The following is a 17179-nucleotide window of genomic DNA, read 5'->3' on the forward strand; positions in this document are numbered from 1 at the left end:
GTGAACTTCATGGAGTTAATTAAATCATTTCTTGTGGCGCCCTATTTTCTTGGGATGATTCTTGGTGGTGTATTTTTAGGGATTTATGTGTTGATAGATAAGATTATTAAGAATCCGATAAAAGATATCGATTATTACAAAAAGTTTGTAGAATCTTACAAAGAAGAAGCAGATTTTTATAAAATGTCCTCCGAAGAGTATAAAACGATGGCAATAACTTACCGTAAGAGATATTTGGAAAGCCAAGCAAAGTTAGAACTTGTCATGAAAGGTAATAGAAGCCATTGAAAATTGTGAGGAAAAGTAAGACAGGGGACATACTTTCAAATTCAAAAATCAATAAGATTTCCATCACAATTTCATTTGTCTTGGTCTTAAAATTGTGATAAAATAAGACCATTCAGAGGTGCTTTGAAGCCCATTTGTCACAGGAAGCGGTGGTACTGAGAAATCCGCACAAATGTCAAAGCTGGTTGCTGATGGTCAAATTGAATCAAGAAAGCTGTGAGTGGTTGCCACTCAAAATTGGGTGGTACCGCGGATACACATTCGTCCCTGTCATGGTTATGACAGGGATTTTCTATAGCTTTTAAAGAACCAAGACCGAAGGTCGCAGGTGAATTTAGAGATATTGATGCAGACAGAGCGAAAGCGAGGTCTACGTTCCTATCAGAGGAGGGTGACATGAAGCAATCTTTTGAGACCAGTAAATTGTACTATGGTTTTCCCATTTTTATCTTGGGTTACCAGGACCAGACCTATGGCTATAATGTGACGACTTGTAGTTCTTCTTATAGTCTAGGAGATTGGCTCGTTATAGGGGTTGGTAGCGAGGAAAATGCGGCAGACCAGATTAAGCATTATCAGAAATTTACGGTTAATATTCCTGATGAAAATTTCATGCTGGAGATGGAGCAGGCTGGTTTTATTAGTCATCGTGAGAAGATTGCTAAACTCGGCATAGATTTTCAACCTTCTGATTTGACACAAGCACCTATCCTGAATGCCTGTCCAGTCGTTCTGGATTGTGAGGTCGACAGAATTATTGAGGAAGATGGTATCTGTCATATCTTTGCTAAGATCCTAGACCGCTTTGCTGATCCTGGTTTGCTAGATGATAAGGGCCATTTCCGTAACGATTCTTTTGCACCGACTTACTTTATGGGTGATGGCCATAAGCGTGTCTATCGCTATCTTGATGACCGTGTAGACTCCATGGGAAGCTTTATCAAGAAAGCGAGGAAGAGGGATGAAAAGAGCTGAGTTACCAGAACGAATCGAGACGGAGCGACTGGTCTTGCGAGTCCGTACAGTGGCGGATGCAGAGGCAATCTTTGACTTTGCCAGTCGTCCAGAAGTCTCCTACCCAGCTGGTTTTCCACCCGTCAAGACCTTGGAAGATGAAATCTATTACCTAGAACATATCCTTCCCGAGCGCAATCAAAAAGAAAATCTTCCAGCAGGCTATGGGATTGTGGTCAAAGGGACTGATAAGATTATCGGTTCTGTTGATTTCAACCATCGACACGAAGATGATGTGCTTGAGATTGGCTATACCTTGCACCCAGATTATTGGGGCCGAGGTTATGTACCAGAAGCAGCACGTGCTTTGATTGATTTAGGTTTTAAAGATTTAGGCCTTCACAAGATTGAGCTGACTTGCTTTAGCTACAATGTCCAAAGTCAACGTGTCGCTGAAAAACTCGGTTTCACTCTTGAAGCTCGCATAAGGGATCGCAAAGATGCTCAAGGCAACCGTTGTGACAGTCTCATATATGGCTTGCTGAAGAGTGAGTGGGAGGTGAATTATTAGGAGCAGATATAATGGAAATTGATGTAATTTTTACAATAGTAGTAGGAGTGGCTGCGCTTATAAGTCCAATCATTGTAGCGATACAAACTTCAAAACAAACCAAAAAAGAATTAATTATAAATTCAAGGTTTGATTGGTTAAAAAGTACAAAAAAAATTCTAGATGATTATATAAAAAAGTTACACGAGTATAGCATCTCAGAACAAGTTGATTTAAATTTAATAAATGAATCTATTGAGTTAAAAACAAAATTAGAGCTACAATTTAAACCTTATGAAATTAGGGTAAAGAATATCGAAATTAACGATAGTACTACTGATTCTGATAATTTCAAAAATATTAAAAAATTTATAGATGATACATACAAAGATACTAGAAGCATAATAAAAAATGATGATTTAGAAGCTTTGTTATTGGATTTTTTAAATTTCTCGCAAATAATTTTAGAAGAATCTTACAAAAATAAAGCGATTTATAAAGAGGAAATTAATTTTCTTATTGATGAAATTGTACTGTTACAAATAGGAATTCAAAAAAATGAGTGGGATAGAATTAATTTGATTGAAAAATCTTTCTTTAATAATTTTTTTGAAGAAGTGAAGAATTCGTATAATAAATCATTAAATCAAAAAGATAGAAATTATACTGAAATTACATTAAAAAATGTTAATCATGTGATAGAGATTTACATTGAAAAATCTAAACATAATCACGATACTGAAAATTTGAAAGTGACAAAAATTAAAAGAGAAATTACCAATGACTCCCAGAAAAAAGTTCTTTCAAAAGATGGTTTTGACTTCACTTTTATTAAAGGCGTTGATACTGTTCCTAAATATATGAATAGAATGCTTGAAGAAATGAAGGACAATGATTTTGAATTTAAAGAATTATATGGTAAGAGAGGACATAAGTATCTTGTGAAATCTACAACTGAAGATGCAAGTACAGGGTTTGCTCGCTTCAGAGATTTCACTGATAAAAATGGAGATAAGTGGTTCTATGATGTCAACTTAACACCGGAAGAATCAGAAGTGGTTATACAAAATATATTTGAAAAAAATGATGTCTTAAAAAATAATTAAAGCTTGGAAAAAAATGTAGAAGGAGCACACACATGTCTAAAGAACTTTCACCTAAATACAATCCAGCCGAGGTTGAGGCTGGTCGTTACCAAAAATGGCTTGACGCTGATATTTTCAAGCCTTCAGGCGATCAAAAGGCTAAGCCTTATTCAATCGTGATTCCACCACCAAACGTAACTGGTAAACTTCACCTTGGTCACGCTTGGGATACAACTCTTCAAGATATCATCATCCGTCAAAAACGTATGCAAGGTTTCGATACACTTTGGCTTCCAGGTATGGACCACGCAGGTATTGCCACTCAAGCTAAGGTTGAAGCGCGTTTGGCTGAAGACGGCATCTCTCGTTATGACCTTGGCCGTGAAAAATTCCTAGACAAGGTCTGGGAATGGAAAGATGAGTATGCGACAACTATCAAGGAACAATGGGGCAAGATGGGGCTCTCTGTAGACTACTCGCGTGAGCGTTTCACCCTTGACGAAGGTCTTTCAAAAGCGGTTCGTAAAGTCTTTGTAGAGCTTTACAAAAAAGGTTGGATTTACCGTGGTGAATTTATCATCAACTGGGATCCAAAAGCTCGTACAGCCCTTTCTGATATCGAGGTTATTCACAAGGATGTGGAAGGTGCCTTCTACCACATGAACTACATGTTGGAAGACGGTTCACGTGCCCTTGAAGTGGCAACAACACGTCCTGAAACTATGTTTGGGGATACTGCCGTAGCGGTTAACCCAAACGATGACCGTTATAAAGATTTGATTGGTAAAAATGTTATCTTGCCAATCTTGAACAAGCCAATCCCAATCGTTGGGGACGAACACGCAGACCCTGAGTTTGGTACTGGTGTGGTTAAAATCACACCTGCCCATGACCCTAATGACTTCTTGGTTGGTCAACGTCATAACTTGCCACAAGTCAATGTCATGAACGATGATGGTACCATGAATGAATTGGCTGGTGAATTCAACTGCATGGACCGCTTTGAAGCTCGTAAGGCTGTTGTTAAGAAATTGGAAGAAATCGGTGCCCTTGTTGAAATTGAGAAAATGACTCACTCAGTTGGTCACTCAGAGCGTACAGGTGTGCCTGTTGAGCCACGCTTGTCTACACAATGGTTCGTTAAGATGGATCAATTGGCGAAAAATGCCATCGCAAACCAAGACACAGACGACAAGGTTGATTTCTACCCACCTCGTTTCAACGATACCTTCCTTCAATGGATGGAAAATGTCCACGACTGGGTAATTTCTCGTCAGCTCTGGTGGGGTCACCAAATCCCTGCTTGGTACAATGCTGAGGGTGAAATGTACGTCGGTGAAGAAGCACCAGAAGGCGACGGATGGAAACAGGATGAAGACGTCTTGGACACTTGGTTCAGTTCTGCCCTCTGGCCATTCTCAACTATGGGCTGGCCTGATGTGGAAGCAGAAGACTTCAAACGTTACTTCCCAACTTCAACCTTGGTTACAGGTTACGACATCATCTTCTTCTGGGTGTCTCGTATGATCTTCCAATCATTGGAATTCACAGGACGCCAACCATTTAAGAACGTCTTGATCCACGGTTTGATTCGTGACGAGCAAGGACGTAAGATGTCTAAGTCACTCGGTAACGGGATTGACCCAATGGATGTTATCGAGAAATATGGTGCTGATGCTCTCCGTTGGTTCCTTTCAAATGGTTCTGCACCAGGTCAAGACGTGCGTTTCTCTTACGAAAAAATGGATGCTTCTTGGAACTTCATTAACAAGATCTGGAACATCTCTCGTTACATTCTCATGAACAATGAAGGTTTGACCTTGGATGTAGCACGTGAAAATGTAGCTAAAGTGGCTGCTGGTCAAGCAGGTAATGTCACAGACCGTTGGATTCTCCACAACCTCAATGAAACCATTGGAAAAGTTACTGAGAACTTTGACAAGTTCGAATTTGGTGTGGCTGGTCACATCCTCTACAACTTCATCTGGGATGAGTTTGCGGACTGGTATGTTGAGTTGACTAAGGAAGTGCTTTACAGCGATAACGAAGACGAAAAGGTTATCACTCGTTCTGTCCTTCTATATACTTTGGACCAAATCTTGCGTCTCCTTCACCCAATCATGCCATTCGTAACTGAGGAAATCTACGGTCAAATCTCTGAAGGAACAATCGTGACTGCGGAATACCCAGTGGTTCGTCCAGAATTTGAAAACGAAGAAGCGGCAGCTGGCGTCGAAGCTCTTAAAGATGTGATTCGCTCCGTTCGTAACTCACGTGCAGAAGTGAACGTAGCGCCAAGTAAACCAATCACTATCTTGATCAAGACAAGCGACAGCAAGCTCGATGCCTTCTTCAATGACAATGTCAACTACATCAAACGCTTCACAAACCCAGAACACTTGGAAATTGCAGCAGATGTAGCAGTACCTGACTTGGTTATGTCAAGTATCATCACAGGCGCAGAAATCTACTTGCCACTCGCTGACCTCCTCAATGTCGAAGAAGAATTGGCCCGTCTTGAAAAAGAATTGGCTAAATGGCAAAAAGAACTCGATATGGTTGGTAAGAAACTTAGTAACGAACGCTTCGTAGCCAATGCCAAACCAGAAGTCGTCCAAAAAGAACGCGACAAACAAGAAGATTACCAAGCTAAATACGATGCAACAGTAGTACGTATTGAAGAGATGAAGAAACTGGTTAAATAAACACAGAAACACGGCGGAATGCCGTGTTTTTTTGGTATAATTAAAAAATAATACTATATATTGGAGTGCTTAGTTTGATTATTTCATATTTAACTATACTATTGTTATTCATAGGTATGTCGGTTTATTTTTTATGTAAAAATCTTAGGATTTCTGATTTAGTTTTTTATTTCATTTTTTGTAATCTTGTAGTTAATTTTGTAAATAACGATATGTTAATTATGTGGTTTACCAAACTATTATGGCTTGTTATTATAATACCTTACTTATTGTTATTAGGAAGTATTTATAGTAAGGTTTTAACTTTCATGCAAAAGTCTTTAGCATGGTTTATCTATATCATTTTTTTATTAGGAGAATTTCTTTTTATTTCAAAATTTGAACTAGAATATAAAATTCTATTCTATTTTTTAACCATAATTTTATCATATAGATTATTACTTAGTGGGATATCATTTTTACTTTTAGGAATTCCTTATATCAAAGATGTGTTTGAGCTATTTTTAATTAGATTTAAAATTATTAAGCAGAATATTTTAATAGATAATTTGAATTTCTATACAAAAATGTTGGCTATAACAAGTTTTGTTTTTATGTATCTTATTATTAGACTTAATCCAGTAAATATTAAGTTTATAGACTCTGGCTCTAAAATTAATTTTTCAGATGGTCTATTTTCTACAATAAAGAATGTGACTCCTGTACTCTCTTTATATGGAATGTACTTTGGATTTCTTCAGTTTATAGCTAATACTGCTGAAAAAGATATTTATATGGGTGAAAATAAATTAAATTATATATTGAATCGCTCTTCCGCGTATCAGTTAAGCAAGTCAAAAATGTTTTATTTTTTTATTCTATCTTTTTGTTTAATCCCATTTTTGTCTGTTTTTCTTTATAGAAATACTCTGTTTACTCATTTACAAAAAGATCTAAATATTATCTGGCAGTTAGACTTTTTATTTTTATTATTATTATATCTTTTTTTAGTTATAACTATGATAAAAACAGTCAGTACAACTATTGAATTGAGAATTGGTAAAGGAAAGTGGATTGAATCTAAAATCCTTATTGATTATAAAATTTTTTATGAAAATTTATTTTGGAAATCTTATAGTTTAGACAAGCCATCTATGTTTTTTAGTAGTTTAAAAAAAGACATAGAGAAAATAATCGAGTATAGCGAAGTAGAACAATTGTTAAATGGAGTTTTTGATGAAGTATTTGAGGCGTTTAAATATAAGTCATATAATAATAGGTGGATTGATAGTAATATACCTAAGTTGCTAAGTTATTATCCAAAATATATTAATGAATTTACGACCTTTATGAAAAAATGTAATATAGATAAAAATATTTCATCAAAAAGTTGGTTCTATATATTTGAGTTACATCAGCAAATGTTGGAGTTGATAATAAAGTATAATAAGAGTGAGTTATTAAAAGTTGATGAATTTGTATACGATATTGAAAGTAATAGTTTCACAAAAATGTATAAATTGCTATTTGATACTTTAATTCTGAGAAGAGATGTTTTAAGTCTGCTGATTTCAGATTATTCTAATTTGGAAAGCAATAGCAACAATTATTTTTTGATATACAATACTCCTAATGATAGAGCTATATTTAAAATTAGAGAATATAAGTGCAAATCACTTCTTAAGCTCTATCTATCTGTAAATGATAATTCTATTGATATTGGTCATATAAATTACTTGAACAATGAGAATTTTAAAGAGTTTTATTCAAAAGTTGGTTTTGAATTTTTAAGTGATAAAGGTAGACTGCGAACATTTGATAAGAAAGATGTTTTAAATAAGATAATTTTAAGTATGAATAATGAGTACAGTCTTGCTTTTATGTTATATCAATTGTTATATACAGATTATACAGAATGGGATGATAACATTGAATTTTATGATGCTGAGATTAAAAAAATAATGAGATGTGATGAAGAACGGCAAAACTACCTTTTCAATCAAGCTAAAGAAAAAATTTTAAGCACAAATATCAGCCATCGTATTACAGATAAACTTTTAGATAATCTATGGACAAAACGAAAAGAAAAAATCACAGATTTTTATTGGTTTAATCAGTTTGGTAGAAGGCATCAAATGTCAGAACTTAAAATTATATATGTTCAATGGCTACTATCAGGTAAAGAATTTTCATTCTCAAGCCGATTTTATTTTATAAATGATTCATTCAGCATTAGTAAAGTAACAACAAAAATGAAGAAAAGTGAAAAAAGTATAAAAGTTTCCAGTAATAAGTTGCATTGGATACGTGTTAGAAATAAAGAGAAGATGGATAACTTCTGTAGAGAATATTTCCTTCTTACTGATAAATTAGATTCAATTTTCACTAATAAATTTTATTTGCTCGATCAAAATGAAGTACAATTATCAGTTGAATATCTTTTGAAGACAAATAAAGTTGACCTATCAAATGTAATAGAAAATCTATCAGTATCAAGTTTATTACGTCTAGAGCGGATATTAAGCTATAGGGACCACCGTTATAATCGATATTTCAGTTATACTAGTAGAACTATTTTTGATTCCATGAGTTCTAATAGTCCATTTTATTGGTCCGGTGGGGAAGGAGTATTAGAATTTTATATACTCAAAATTATTGATAGTTCTTATGATGTTTTATACAGGGATACCCAATTTTTAGATGGACTTAAACGTAGATTGATATCTTCATTGAATTTCCATAATTTTACAGTCAATGAATATGTTGAATTAATTTCTGAAAAAGTTTCAACCATAGATAGTATTTCTATATTCCAAAAAGAAGAAATAATTTGTAAGTTGAATGATCTTTTATACAATACTGCAACAAAACATAATCAGAGTAGGCTAGATTATAAGAAACCATACAGATATAGGTAGATATATTCAGTATCTTATTTTAATATATAACATTTAGATAAATTTTCTTCTCTGAAAAAGTAAAATCTAAATCAAAAATAATTGGGTGAAAAATATTTCAATATTTGATTTGGTTATATCTTTTTTTGAATGAAAATCATAAGTAAATGAACTTTTCATGTTATACTAGAAAAGTCAAAATTTTAGCAAGCAGTTACCCTCATGACAAATTCTGTAAGGTCAAACCGATCTGAGAAGTACAACATTGCATCATTCTTCTCAGTTTTTGGGGAGGCTGAATTGGAATTTGAACTGGCCAACGAGTTCAGAGTGGTGTATGCCAATGAGTTTGATAAGTATGCGTGTCAGACTTATTAGTTAAACTATCCAGATACCTATTTGGATTGACGTAGACAATCCTCCTATGGATGTGATTACTTGGTTAGACAAAAAATAGTTATTTTCAAAGTTATGAAACCTCCTCTTTTCAGCTTTCTTTAAGCAACCCAAGTTATACTATAATCATTCTAATAAGTATTGCTGAACATGGTTCGGTAGAACTCACACCTCACACCTCTGACGATGAGTCAGAGAGTGAAACTTTCTTTTTTCATAAATCTCCCAAACAAGTCTAACCATAATGGGTTAGGCTTGTTTTTATGAAATAAGCAGAAAGTTTTTCATTAAAAGTAAACGCTTATGTAAGTAAAATGAAAACGTTAGGCAAAGTCAGTGAAAACGTCTAAAAAACCGTCAATTCATTGACTTTCGTGGAAAATAGGACTAAAATAGCAGGGTAAAAATAAATAAAAAGGAGAATTCTACTATGAATCTAACTATCTTAGCCCTCGGTTTGGCCGTTATGGGTGTATCTCTTGGTGAGGGTATCCTCGTTGCCAATATCGCTAAAGCTGCAGCTCGCCAACCTGAGATGTTTAGCAAACTTCAAACATTGATGTTTACTGGTGTTGCCTTTATCGAAGGTACCTTCTTCGTATTGTTTGCCCTTAGCTACATTGTCTAATAGACAAATAAAAGATGAAGGAGGGATGAGCAGTGGAAACTACAAGTAATCCAACCGTCTCATTATTTGGGATTGATTTTGACTTGACTGTCCTTGCCATGTCTCTCTTGACAGTAATTATCGTTTTTGGAGTGGTTTTTTGGTCAAGTCGTAAGATGACCATTAAACCAAAGGGAAAACAAAATGTGCTTGAGTTCATCTATGAGTTTGTGAACAGTACCATTTCTCAAAATCTTGGAAAATTCACGAAGAATTATAGTTTGCTCTTGTTTGTAATTTTCACCTTTGTTTTTACAGCAAACAACTTAGGTTTGCTTGTGTCTGTAAAAAGTGAGCATTACAATTTTTGGACTTCTCCAACATCGAACTTCGGTGTTACTATCACTCTTTCTTTGATTATTACCCTCATTAGTCATATTGAGGGGATCCGTAAAAAAGGGTTTAAAGGCTATCTAAAGGGCTACCTTTCACCATACCCAGCTATGCTCCCAATGAACATTTTGGAACAATTAACCAACCTTGCTTCATTGGCCTTGCGTTTGTTTGGTAACATTTATTCTGGTGAGGTACTTACTGGCTTGATTCTTCAATTGGTGACCTGGTCTGCTTTTGCAGCACCTGTATCCTTTGCTTTGAACCTTGTCTGGGTTGCCTTTTCAGCCTTTATCGGCTTTATCCAAGCCTATGTCTTTATTATCCTAAGTTCAAACTATATTGGTGATAAAGTCAACGAAGAATAATTAAGAAAGGGAGAAATGAAATGTCATTACTGATTAATAGTACGACACTTGGTAATATCATTATCACACTCGGCTCAGTTTTTCTCTTGTATTACCTCATCCGTAAATTCGCATGGGATCAAATTACAGGAATCTTTGCTGCTCGTGAAAAGAAAATTGCCACAGATATTGATAGTGCTGAAAATGCTCGTCAAGAAGCAGAAAGCTTGGCACAAAAACGTCAAGATGAGTTGGCAGGTGCTCGCACTGAAGCAGCTCAAATTATTGATGGGGCCAAGGAAACTGGTAAAACTCAAGAATCTAAAATCATTGCAGAAGCACATGATGAAGCTAAACGCTTGAAAGAAAAAGCAAATCAAGACATCGCCCAAAGCCGTGTGGAAGCACTTGCTGGCGTTAAAGGTGAAGTTGCAGACTTAACTGTCCTCTTGGCGGAAAAAGTTATGAAACAAAACCTTGATGCTAAAGCGCAATCTGACTTGATTGATAGCTATCTTGATCAATTAGGAGATGCTTAATGGATAAGAAAACACAAGCTCTTGTTGAGCAGTATGCCAGAAGCCTGGTAGAAGTCGCTTTTGAACAAGACGCCGTGTCAACAATCCAAGAAGAAGTAAGGCAAATCCTAACAGTTTTTGCTGAAACAAATCTAAAAACCTTCTTGTCGCAGGAAAATGTGACAAGTGAAGCTAAAAAAGAAAGTTTGAGCTTGTTTCAAGAGTCTTGTTCAGTATATATGAACAATTTTCTTGAGGTAATCTTACTCAATGACCGTGCCAACATTCTCTATGATGTGTTGAAATTGGTCCTTGATCTCTTTGATCAAGAAGACAATACTTACGATGTTACAGTGACATCAGCAAGTCCCTTGTCTGAGGAGCAAAAAGCCCGACTTTTGGCGATTGTTTCACAAAAATTTGAGATTAAGACACGTCGTTTAGTAGAAAAAATTGATGAGGACCTCATCGGAGGATTCGTCATCAAAGCAAAAAATAAGGTTGTTGACACGTCAATTCGCAGTCAATTGCAAACCTTTAAAACGAATTTGAAATAGAAAGTGGTGTGACTTTTGGCAATTAACGCACAAGAAATTAGCGCTTTAATTAAAAAGCAAATTGAAAACTTCCAGCCAAACTTTGACGTCACTGAAACTGGTGTCGTTACCTATATCGGTGACGGTATCGCACGTGCTCGTGGTCTTGATAATGCCATGAGTGGTGAGTTGCTCGAATTTGAAAATGGTGCCTATGGTATGGCCCAAAACCTTGAAACTAATGATGTCGGTATCATTATCTTGGGGGATTTCGTAGCAATTCGTGAAGGCGATATTGTTAAACGTACTGGAAAAATCATGGAAGTTCCAGTTGGTGAAGCCCTTATTGGTCGTGTAGTAAACCCACTTGGGCAACCAGTTGATGGTCTTGGTGACATCGAAACAACAGGTTTCCGTCCAGTTGAAACACCTGCTCCAGGTGTTATGCAACGTAAATCAGTTTCTGAGCCATTGCAAACTGGTCTTAAGGCGATTGATGCCTTGGTTCCAATTGGACGTGGTCAACGTGAATTGGTCATCGGGGACCGCCAAACTGGTAAAACTTCAGTAGCCATTGATGCTATCTTGAACCAAAAAGGGCAAGATATGATCTGTATTTATGTGGCTATTGGTCAAAAAGAATCAACAGTTCGTACACAAGTAGAAACTCTCCGTAAACATGGTGCTCTTGATTACACAATCGTTGTGACTGCCTCAGCATCACAACCATCACCATTGCTTTACATCGCACCTTACGCTGGTGTTGCAATGGCTGAAGAGTTCATGTATAACGGAAAACACGTCTTGATTGTTTATGATGATTTGTCTAAACAAGCCGTGGCCTACCGTGAACTTTCATTGCTTCTCCGTCGTCCACCAGGTCGTGAAGCCTACCCAGGGGATGTCTTCTATCTCCACTCACGTCTTTTGGAACGTTCAGCTAAAGTTTCAGATGATCTTGGTGGTGGTTCAATTACTGCCTTGCCAATCATCCAAACGCAAGCCGGAGATATCTCAGCTTATATCGCAACAAACGTTATCTCAATCACAGATGGACAAATCTTCTTGCAAGAAAACTTGTTTAACTCAGGTATTCGTCCAGCCATTGATGCGGGTTCTTCCGTATCACGTGTAGGTGGATCAGCGCAAATTAAAGCGATGAAGAAGGTTGCTGGTACACTTCGTCTTGACTTGGCTTCATATCGTGAACTTGAAGCCTTTACGCAATTTGGTTCAGATTTGGATGCTGCGACTCAAGCGAAATTGAACCGTGGTCGTCGTACAATCGAAGTTTTGAAACAACCGCTTCATAAACCACTTCCAGTTGAGAAACAAGTTGTTATCCTTTACGCTTTGACACACGGTTTCTTGGATAGTGTTCCGGTTGATCAAATCTTGGATTTTGAAGAAGCACTCTATGACTACTTTGATAGTCACCATGAGGATATCTTTGAAATTATTCGTACAACTAAGGATCTTCCTGAGGAATCTGTACTTAATGAAGCTATCCAAGCTTTCAAAGATCAGTCAGAATACAAATAGAAATAGGGAGGACAGCATATGGCAGGCTCTCTAAGAGAAATCCAAGCAAAAATTGCTTCAACTAAGAAAACGAGTCAAATCACAGGAGCCATGCAAATGGTTTCTGCCTCAAAATTGACACGTTCTGAGCAAGCTGCTAAAGATTTCCAAATCTATGCCTCAAAAATTAGACAGATCACAACAGATCTTCTACATTCAGAATTGATTAATGGTTCGTCAAATCCAATGTTGGATGCACGCCCAGTTCGTAAGACAGGTTACATTGTCATTACTTCAGATAAAGGACTCGTTGGAGGTTATAACTCAACAATTCTTAAAGCTGTATTGGACATGATTAAACGTGACCATGATTCTGAAGATGAATATGCTATCATTTCTATTGGTGGAACAGGTTCAGATTTCTTCAAGGCTCGTAACATGAATGTTGCTTTTGAACTTCGTGGCCTTGAAGATCAACCTAGTTTTGAACAAGTCGGAAAAATCATTTCTAAAGCTGTAGGAATGTATCAAAATGAACTTTTTGATGAACTCTATGTGTGCTATAATCACCATGTTAACAGTTTGTCTAGCGAAGTTCGTGTGGAACAAATGCTTCCTATCGCTGATTTGGATCCCAATGAATCAGAAGGTCATGTGTTGACCAAGTTTGAATTGGAACCAGATCGTGACACTATTTTGGATCAACTCTTACCACAATATGCGGAGAGTCTTATCTACGGTGCTATCGTAGATGCCAAAACAGCTGAGCACGCAGCGGGTATGACTGCAATGCAGACAGCCACTGATAATGCTAAGAATGTGATTAACGATTTGACAATCCAATATAACCGTGCGCGTCAAGCTGCCATCACTCAGGAAATTACTGAAATTGTTGGTGGTGCAAGTGCACTTGAATAGCTAGAGATTTGTCTTAATTAGACACACATGAAAAAGGGATGATTGTCATCCAAAAAACTATCATAAGGAGAAAACAATGAGCTCAGGCAAAATTGCTCAGGTTGTTGGTCCTGTTGTAGACGTAGCGTTTGCAGCTGGTGATAAACTCCCTGAGATTAACAATGCATTGGTCGTTTATACTGACGAACAAAAGTCTAAACGTATCGTGCTCGAAGTAGCTCTTGAACTTGGAGAAGGTGTGGTTCGTACCATTGCCATGGAATCTACTGATGGATTGACTCGTGGACTAGAAGTTCTGGACACTGGTCGTCCAATCAGCGTTCCTGTTGGTAAAGATACCCTTGGACGTGTCTTTAACGTTCTTGGTGATACCATTGACTTGGAAGCACCTTTTGCAGAAGATGCAGAGCGTGAACCAATTCACAAAAAAGCACCAACTTTCGATGAATTGTCAACATCTACTGAAATCCTTGAAACAGGGATTAAAGTTATCGACTTGCTTGCCCCTTACCTTAAAGGTGGTAAAGTCGGACTCTTTGGTGGTGCCGGTGTTGGTAAAACCGTTCTTATTCAAGAGTTGATTCACAACATTGCCCAAGAGCACGGTGGTATTTCCGTGTTTACAGGTGTTGGTGAACGTACACGTGAAGGTAATGACCTTTACTGGGAAATGAAAGAATCTGGCGTTATTGAGAAAACAGCCATGGTCTTCGGTCAAATGAACGAACCACCTGGAGCACGTATGCGTGTTGCTCTTACTGGTTTGACAATTGCGGAATACTTCCGTGATGTCGAAGGTCAAGACGTGCTTCTCTTCATCGATAATATCTTCCGTTTCACTCAAGCGGGTTCTGAGGTTTCTGCCCTTCTTGGTCGTATGCCATCAGCCGTTGGTTACCAACCTACACTTGCTACTGAAATGGGTCAATTGCAAGAACGTATCACATCAACTAAAAAAGGTTCTGTTACATCAATCCAAGCCATCTACGTTCCAGCCGATGACTATACTGACCCAGCGCCAGCTACAGCATTTGCTCACTTGGATTCAACAACCAACCTTGAACGTAAGTTGACACAAATGGGTATTTACCCAGCCGTTGACCCATTGGCATCAAGCTCACGTGCCCTTTCACCTGAAATTGTTGGTGAAGAACACTATGCTGTTGCGACTGAAGTTCAACGTGTGCTTCAACGTTACCGTGAATTGCAAGATATTATCGCTATCCTTGGTATGGATGAATTGTCAGACGAAGAAAAAACATTGGTTGGACGTGCTCGTCGTATCCAATTCTTCTTGTCACAAAACTTTAACGTTGCTGAACAGTTTACAGGTCAACCAGGTTCTTATGTTCCAGTTGCTGAAACCGTTCGTAGCTTTAAAGAAATCCTTGAAGGTAAATATGACAATCTTCCAGAAGATGCCTTCCGTAGCGTAGGTCCAATTGAGGATGTAGTAACTAAAGCTAAAGCTATGGGCTACTAATGAGGTGAAGATATGGCACAAATGACCGTACAAGTGGTAACTCCGGATGGTCTGAAATATGACCACCATGCCAGCTTTATCCACGCGGTTACTAAAGATGGTCAAATTGGTATCTTGCCAGGCCATATTAACTTGATTGCGCCACTTGAAGTGGATGAACTCAAGGTTCGTCGTGTGGATGACGAGAGTCACGTCGATTGGATTGCCGTAAACGGTGGTATCATCGAAGTTAAAGATGATTTTATTACTATCGTTGCCGATTCAGCAGAACGTGAACGCGACATTGACGTTTCTCGTGCCGAACGTGCCAAGCAACGTGCCGAACGTGACTTGGAAGAAGCAACTAAATCTGACCGTATTGATGAAGTTCAACGTGCTCAGGTTGCTCTCCGTCGAGCACTTAATCGTATCAGTGTCGGTACAAAATAAGACAACAAAAAACGAGACTTTGGTCCCGTTTTTTATTTGTCGTAAAAGAAAACATGAGAAGTAGCAAAGTTATCAAAGAAAGCTCATTTTAAAACCTATCTGAAGGTAAGATAAAAAATCAGATTTCCAGTCCTGAAAACGGTTAATTTAGCTTTTACTTTAGTTTAAGGTATCAAAGTGTTATAATATAAGCTGTTAGCTTTATATTTTAAGAGAAAATGTATAGTAACGTAATAGAAAGTATGAGTTTTTTAAAGATATGAAAATTGAAAAGAAGCATCTTTTAGATTACACCATCTTGATACCTTATTTAATCTTATCCATAGTTGGTTTAATAGTAGTGTATTCAACAACAAGTGCTCGTTTAGTAGCCTTGGGAGCCAATCCCTTCGCATCTGTTATAAACCAAGGAGCCTTTTGGTTGGTATCCTTGTTCTCTATTTTTTTCATCTACCGACTGAAGTTGAACTTTCTCAGGAAAGATAAGCTTTTGGGTGTTGTTATTGCCTTTGAGATTTTACTTTTGGTCATTGCCAAATTTTTCACCAGGGAAATCAATGGTGCCAATGGTTGGATTGTGCTTGGTCCCTTGTCTTTCCAACCAGCGGAGTACCTTAAGATCATTGTTGTCTGGTTTTTGGCACACACTTTTTCAAAAAAACAGTCTGCTATAGAACGTTATGACTACCAAGCCTTGACGAAGAATAGATGGATTCCTAGGAATGGTAAGGAACTTAATGACTGGCGTGTTTATTTGCTTGTAATGATTGGTTTGGTTGCTATCCAACCTGACTTGGGTAATGCGGCTATCATTGTATTGACTACGGTAGTTATGTTTTCAATTTCTGGTGTTGGCTACCGTTGGTTCACGGCCTTATTTGCAGGCATTGTAGGGATTTCATCAGCCTTCCTTGGTTTAATTGCCTTGGTTGGGGTTCAAACCATGGCTAAGGTACCTATCTTCGGTTATGTTGCCAAGCGTTTCGCAGCATATTTTAATCCGTTCAAGGATTTGACTGGATCTGGTCTCCAGCTATCTCATTCCTACTATGCTATGAGTAATGGGGGCTGGTTCGGTCTTGGACTTGGAAATTCGATTGAAAAAACTGGTTATCTCCCAGAAGCTACAACAGACTTTGTGTTTTCAATTGCAATTGAAGAGTTAGGTCTTATCGGAGCTGGCTTGATTCTGGCCCTCCTCTTTTTCCTCATTCTTCGTATTATGATTGTGGGAGTAAAGGCACGAAATCCTTTTAACTCTATGATGGCATTGGGTGTAGGTGCCTTAATGCTAATGCAGGTCTTCGTTAACATCGGAGGAATCTCAGGGCTAATTCCATCAACAGGGGTTACCTTCCCCTTCCTTTCGCAAGGAGGTAACTCTCTTTTAGTGACTTCAGTTGGGATAGCCTTTGTCTTGAACATCGCTGCTAATGAAAAGCGTGATAATATTGTTCAAGCGATTGAGGATGAGTTATCTCAGACTCAAGAATTGGAAAATCAAGATGAAAAAATCGTACCTTTAAGAAGAAGTCGTTAATACGGCTTCTTTTTTCGTTAGATGGTGTTAGTC

The 17179-nt window shown here is 37.4% G+C and carries 15 protein-coding genes and 1 pseudogene; all 16 read left to right on the top strand.

Annotated features, from left to right (window positions below; translation table 11 throughout):
• Positions 1–9 precede the first annotated feature (9 nt).
• The 16 genes and pseudogenes from PCY16_RS00085 (at position 10) to PCY16_RS00160 (ending at position 17146) form a co-directional block, all read left to right on the top strand.
• Entirely contained in the window at positions 10–288 is a 279-nt protein-coding gene (locus tag PCY16_RS00085) for a hypothetical protein (protein ID WP_195414156.1), read from the top strand.
• Positions 289–684: 396 nt separating this feature from the next.
• A complete protein-coding gene (locus PCY16_RS00090; RefSeq protein WP_195414155.1) occupies positions 685–1263 on the top strand; it encodes a flavin reductase family protein in 579 nt (192 codons plus the stop codon).
• Positions 1250–1813, top strand: a complete 564-nt coding sequence (locus tag PCY16_RS00095; RefSeq protein WP_195414154.1) for a GNAT family protein — start codon at positions 1250–1252, stop codon at positions 1811–1813. The genes PCY16_RS00090 and PCY16_RS00095 overlap by 14 nt, the downstream gene beginning before the upstream one ends.
• Positions 1814–1824: 11 nt before the next feature.
• Entirely contained in the window at positions 1825–2898 is a 1074-nt protein-coding gene (locus PCY16_RS00100) for a hypothetical protein (RefSeq protein WP_195414153.1), read from the top strand.
• Between the two features lie 32 nt (positions 2899–2930).
• Complete coding sequence (locus tag PCY16_RS00105; RefSeq protein ID WP_195414152.1) at positions 2931–5582, top strand: valine--tRNA ligase; 2652 nt, start codon at positions 2931–2933, stop codon at positions 5580–5582.
• Between the two features lie 308 nt (positions 5583–5890).
• Complete coding sequence (locus PCY16_RS00110) at positions 5891–8479, top strand: hypothetical protein (protein WP_301353188.1); 2589 nt, start codon at positions 5891–5893, stop codon at positions 8477–8479.
• A 201-nt stretch (positions 8480–8680) separates the two neighbouring features.
• Positions 8681–8833: pseudogene (locus PCY16_RS00115) on the top strand (DNA (cytosine-5-)-methyltransferase); the annotation flags it as partial.
• A 451-nt stretch (positions 8834–9284) separates the two neighbouring features.
• The gene (locus tag PCY16_RS00120; protein WP_002886037.1) at positions 9285–9482 is read left to right on the top strand and encodes a F0F1 ATP synthase subunit C; all 198 of its coding nucleotides are present in this window, start codon (positions 9285–9287) and stop codon (positions 9480–9482) included.
• A 32-nt stretch (positions 9483–9514) separates the two neighbouring features.
• On the top strand, positions 9515–10222 hold the full coding sequence (atpB, locus tag PCY16_RS00125) for a F0F1 ATP synthase subunit A (protein WP_002890198.1): 708 nt from the start codon (positions 9515–9517) through the stop codon (positions 10220–10222).
• A gap of 20 nt (positions 10223–10242) precedes the next feature.
• Positions 10243–10740 (top strand): F0F1 ATP synthase subunit B, encoded by a 498-nt coding sequence (gene atpF, locus PCY16_RS00130; protein WP_002886161.1) that lies wholly within the window; start codon positions 10243–10245, stop codon positions 10738–10740.
• A complete protein-coding gene (locus tag PCY16_RS00135; protein ID WP_195413692.1) occupies positions 10740–11276 on the top strand; it encodes a F0F1 ATP synthase subunit delta in 537 nt (178 codons plus the stop codon). The genes atpF and PCY16_RS00135 overlap by 1 nt, the downstream gene beginning before the upstream one ends.
• Positions 11277–11291: 15 nt before the next feature.
• Positions 11292–12797 (top strand): F0F1 ATP synthase subunit alpha, encoded by a 1506-nt coding sequence (atpA, locus tag PCY16_RS00140; protein ID WP_195413693.1) that lies wholly within the window; start codon positions 11292–11294, stop codon positions 12795–12797.
• Between the two features lie 18 nt (positions 12798–12815).
• Complete coding sequence (locus PCY16_RS00145; RefSeq protein ID WP_002886026.1) at positions 12816–13694, top strand: F0F1 ATP synthase subunit gamma; 879 nt, start codon at positions 12816–12818, stop codon at positions 13692–13694.
• Between the two features lie 76 nt (positions 13695–13770).
• Positions 13771–15177, top strand: a complete 1407-nt coding sequence (gene atpD, locus PCY16_RS00150) for a F0F1 ATP synthase subunit beta (RefSeq protein WP_037611771.1) — start codon at positions 13771–13773, stop codon at positions 15175–15177.
• Positions 15178–15189: 12 nt separating this feature from the next.
• Positions 15190–15606, top strand: a complete 417-nt coding sequence (locus PCY16_RS00155) for a F0F1 ATP synthase subunit epsilon (RefSeq protein ID WP_002890211.1) — start codon at positions 15190–15192, stop codon at positions 15604–15606.
• A gap of 259 nt (positions 15607–15865) precedes the next feature.
• Entirely contained in the window at positions 15866–17146 is a 1281-nt protein-coding gene (locus tag PCY16_RS00160) for an FtsW/RodA/SpoVE family cell cycle protein (RefSeq protein ID WP_037599630.1), read from the top strand.
• Positions 17147–17179: the final 33 nt, after the last annotated feature.

The organism is Streptococcus sp. SS4, from assembly GCF_030440125.1.
In the GTDB taxonomy this organism is placed as follows: domain Bacteria; phylum Bacillota; class Bacilli; order Lactobacillales; family Streptococcaceae; genus Streptococcus.

Excerpts from the sequence above, each read along its gene's own strand:
- PCY16_RS00085 (WP_195414156.1), top strand. The coding sequence starts at position 10 with ATGGAGTTAATTAAATCATTTCTTGTGGCGCCCTATTTTCTTGGGATG.
- PCY16_RS00090 (WP_195414155.1), top strand. The coding sequence starts at position 685 with ATGAAGCAATCTTTTGAGACCAGTAAATTGTACTATGGTTTTCCCATT.
- PCY16_RS00095 (WP_195414154.1), top strand. The coding sequence starts at position 1,250 with ATGAAAAGAGCTGAGTTACCAGAACGAATCGAGACGGAGCGACTGGTC.
- PCY16_RS00100 (WP_195414153.1), top strand. The coding sequence starts at position 1,825 with ATGGAAATTGATGTAATTTTTACAATAGTAGTAGGAGTGGCTGCGCTT.
- PCY16_RS00105 (WP_195414152.1), top strand. The coding sequence starts at position 2,931 with ATGTCTAAAGAACTTTCACCTAAATACAATCCAGCCGAGGTTGAGGCT.
- PCY16_RS00110 (WP_301353188.1), top strand. The coding sequence starts at position 5,891 with ATGCAAAAGTCTTTAGCATGGTTTATCTATATCATTTTTTTATTAGGA.
- PCY16_RS00120 (WP_002886037.1), top strand. The coding sequence starts at position 9,285 with ATGAATCTAACTATCTTAGCCCTCGGTTTGGCCGTTATGGGTGTATCT.
- atpF (WP_002886161.1), top strand. The coding sequence starts at position 10,243 with ATGTCATTACTGATTAATAGTACGACACTTGGTAATATCATTATCACA.
- PCY16_RS00135 (WP_195413692.1), top strand. The coding sequence starts at position 10,740 with ATGGATAAGAAAACACAAGCTCTTGTTGAGCAGTATGCCAGAAGCCTG.
- PCY16_RS00145 (WP_002886026.1), top strand. The coding sequence starts at position 12,816 with ATGGCAGGCTCTCTAAGAGAAATCCAAGCAAAAATTGCTTCAACTAAG.
- atpD (WP_037611771.1), top strand. The coding sequence starts at position 13,771 with ATGAGCTCAGGCAAAATTGCTCAGGTTGTTGGTCCTGTTGTAGACGTA.
- PCY16_RS00155 (WP_002890211.1), top strand. The coding sequence starts at position 15,190 with ATGGCACAAATGACCGTACAAGTGGTAACTCCGGATGGTCTGAAATAT.
- PCY16_RS00160 (WP_037599630.1), top strand. The coding sequence starts at position 15,866 with ATGAAAATTGAAAAGAAGCATCTTTTAGATTACACCATCTTGATACCT.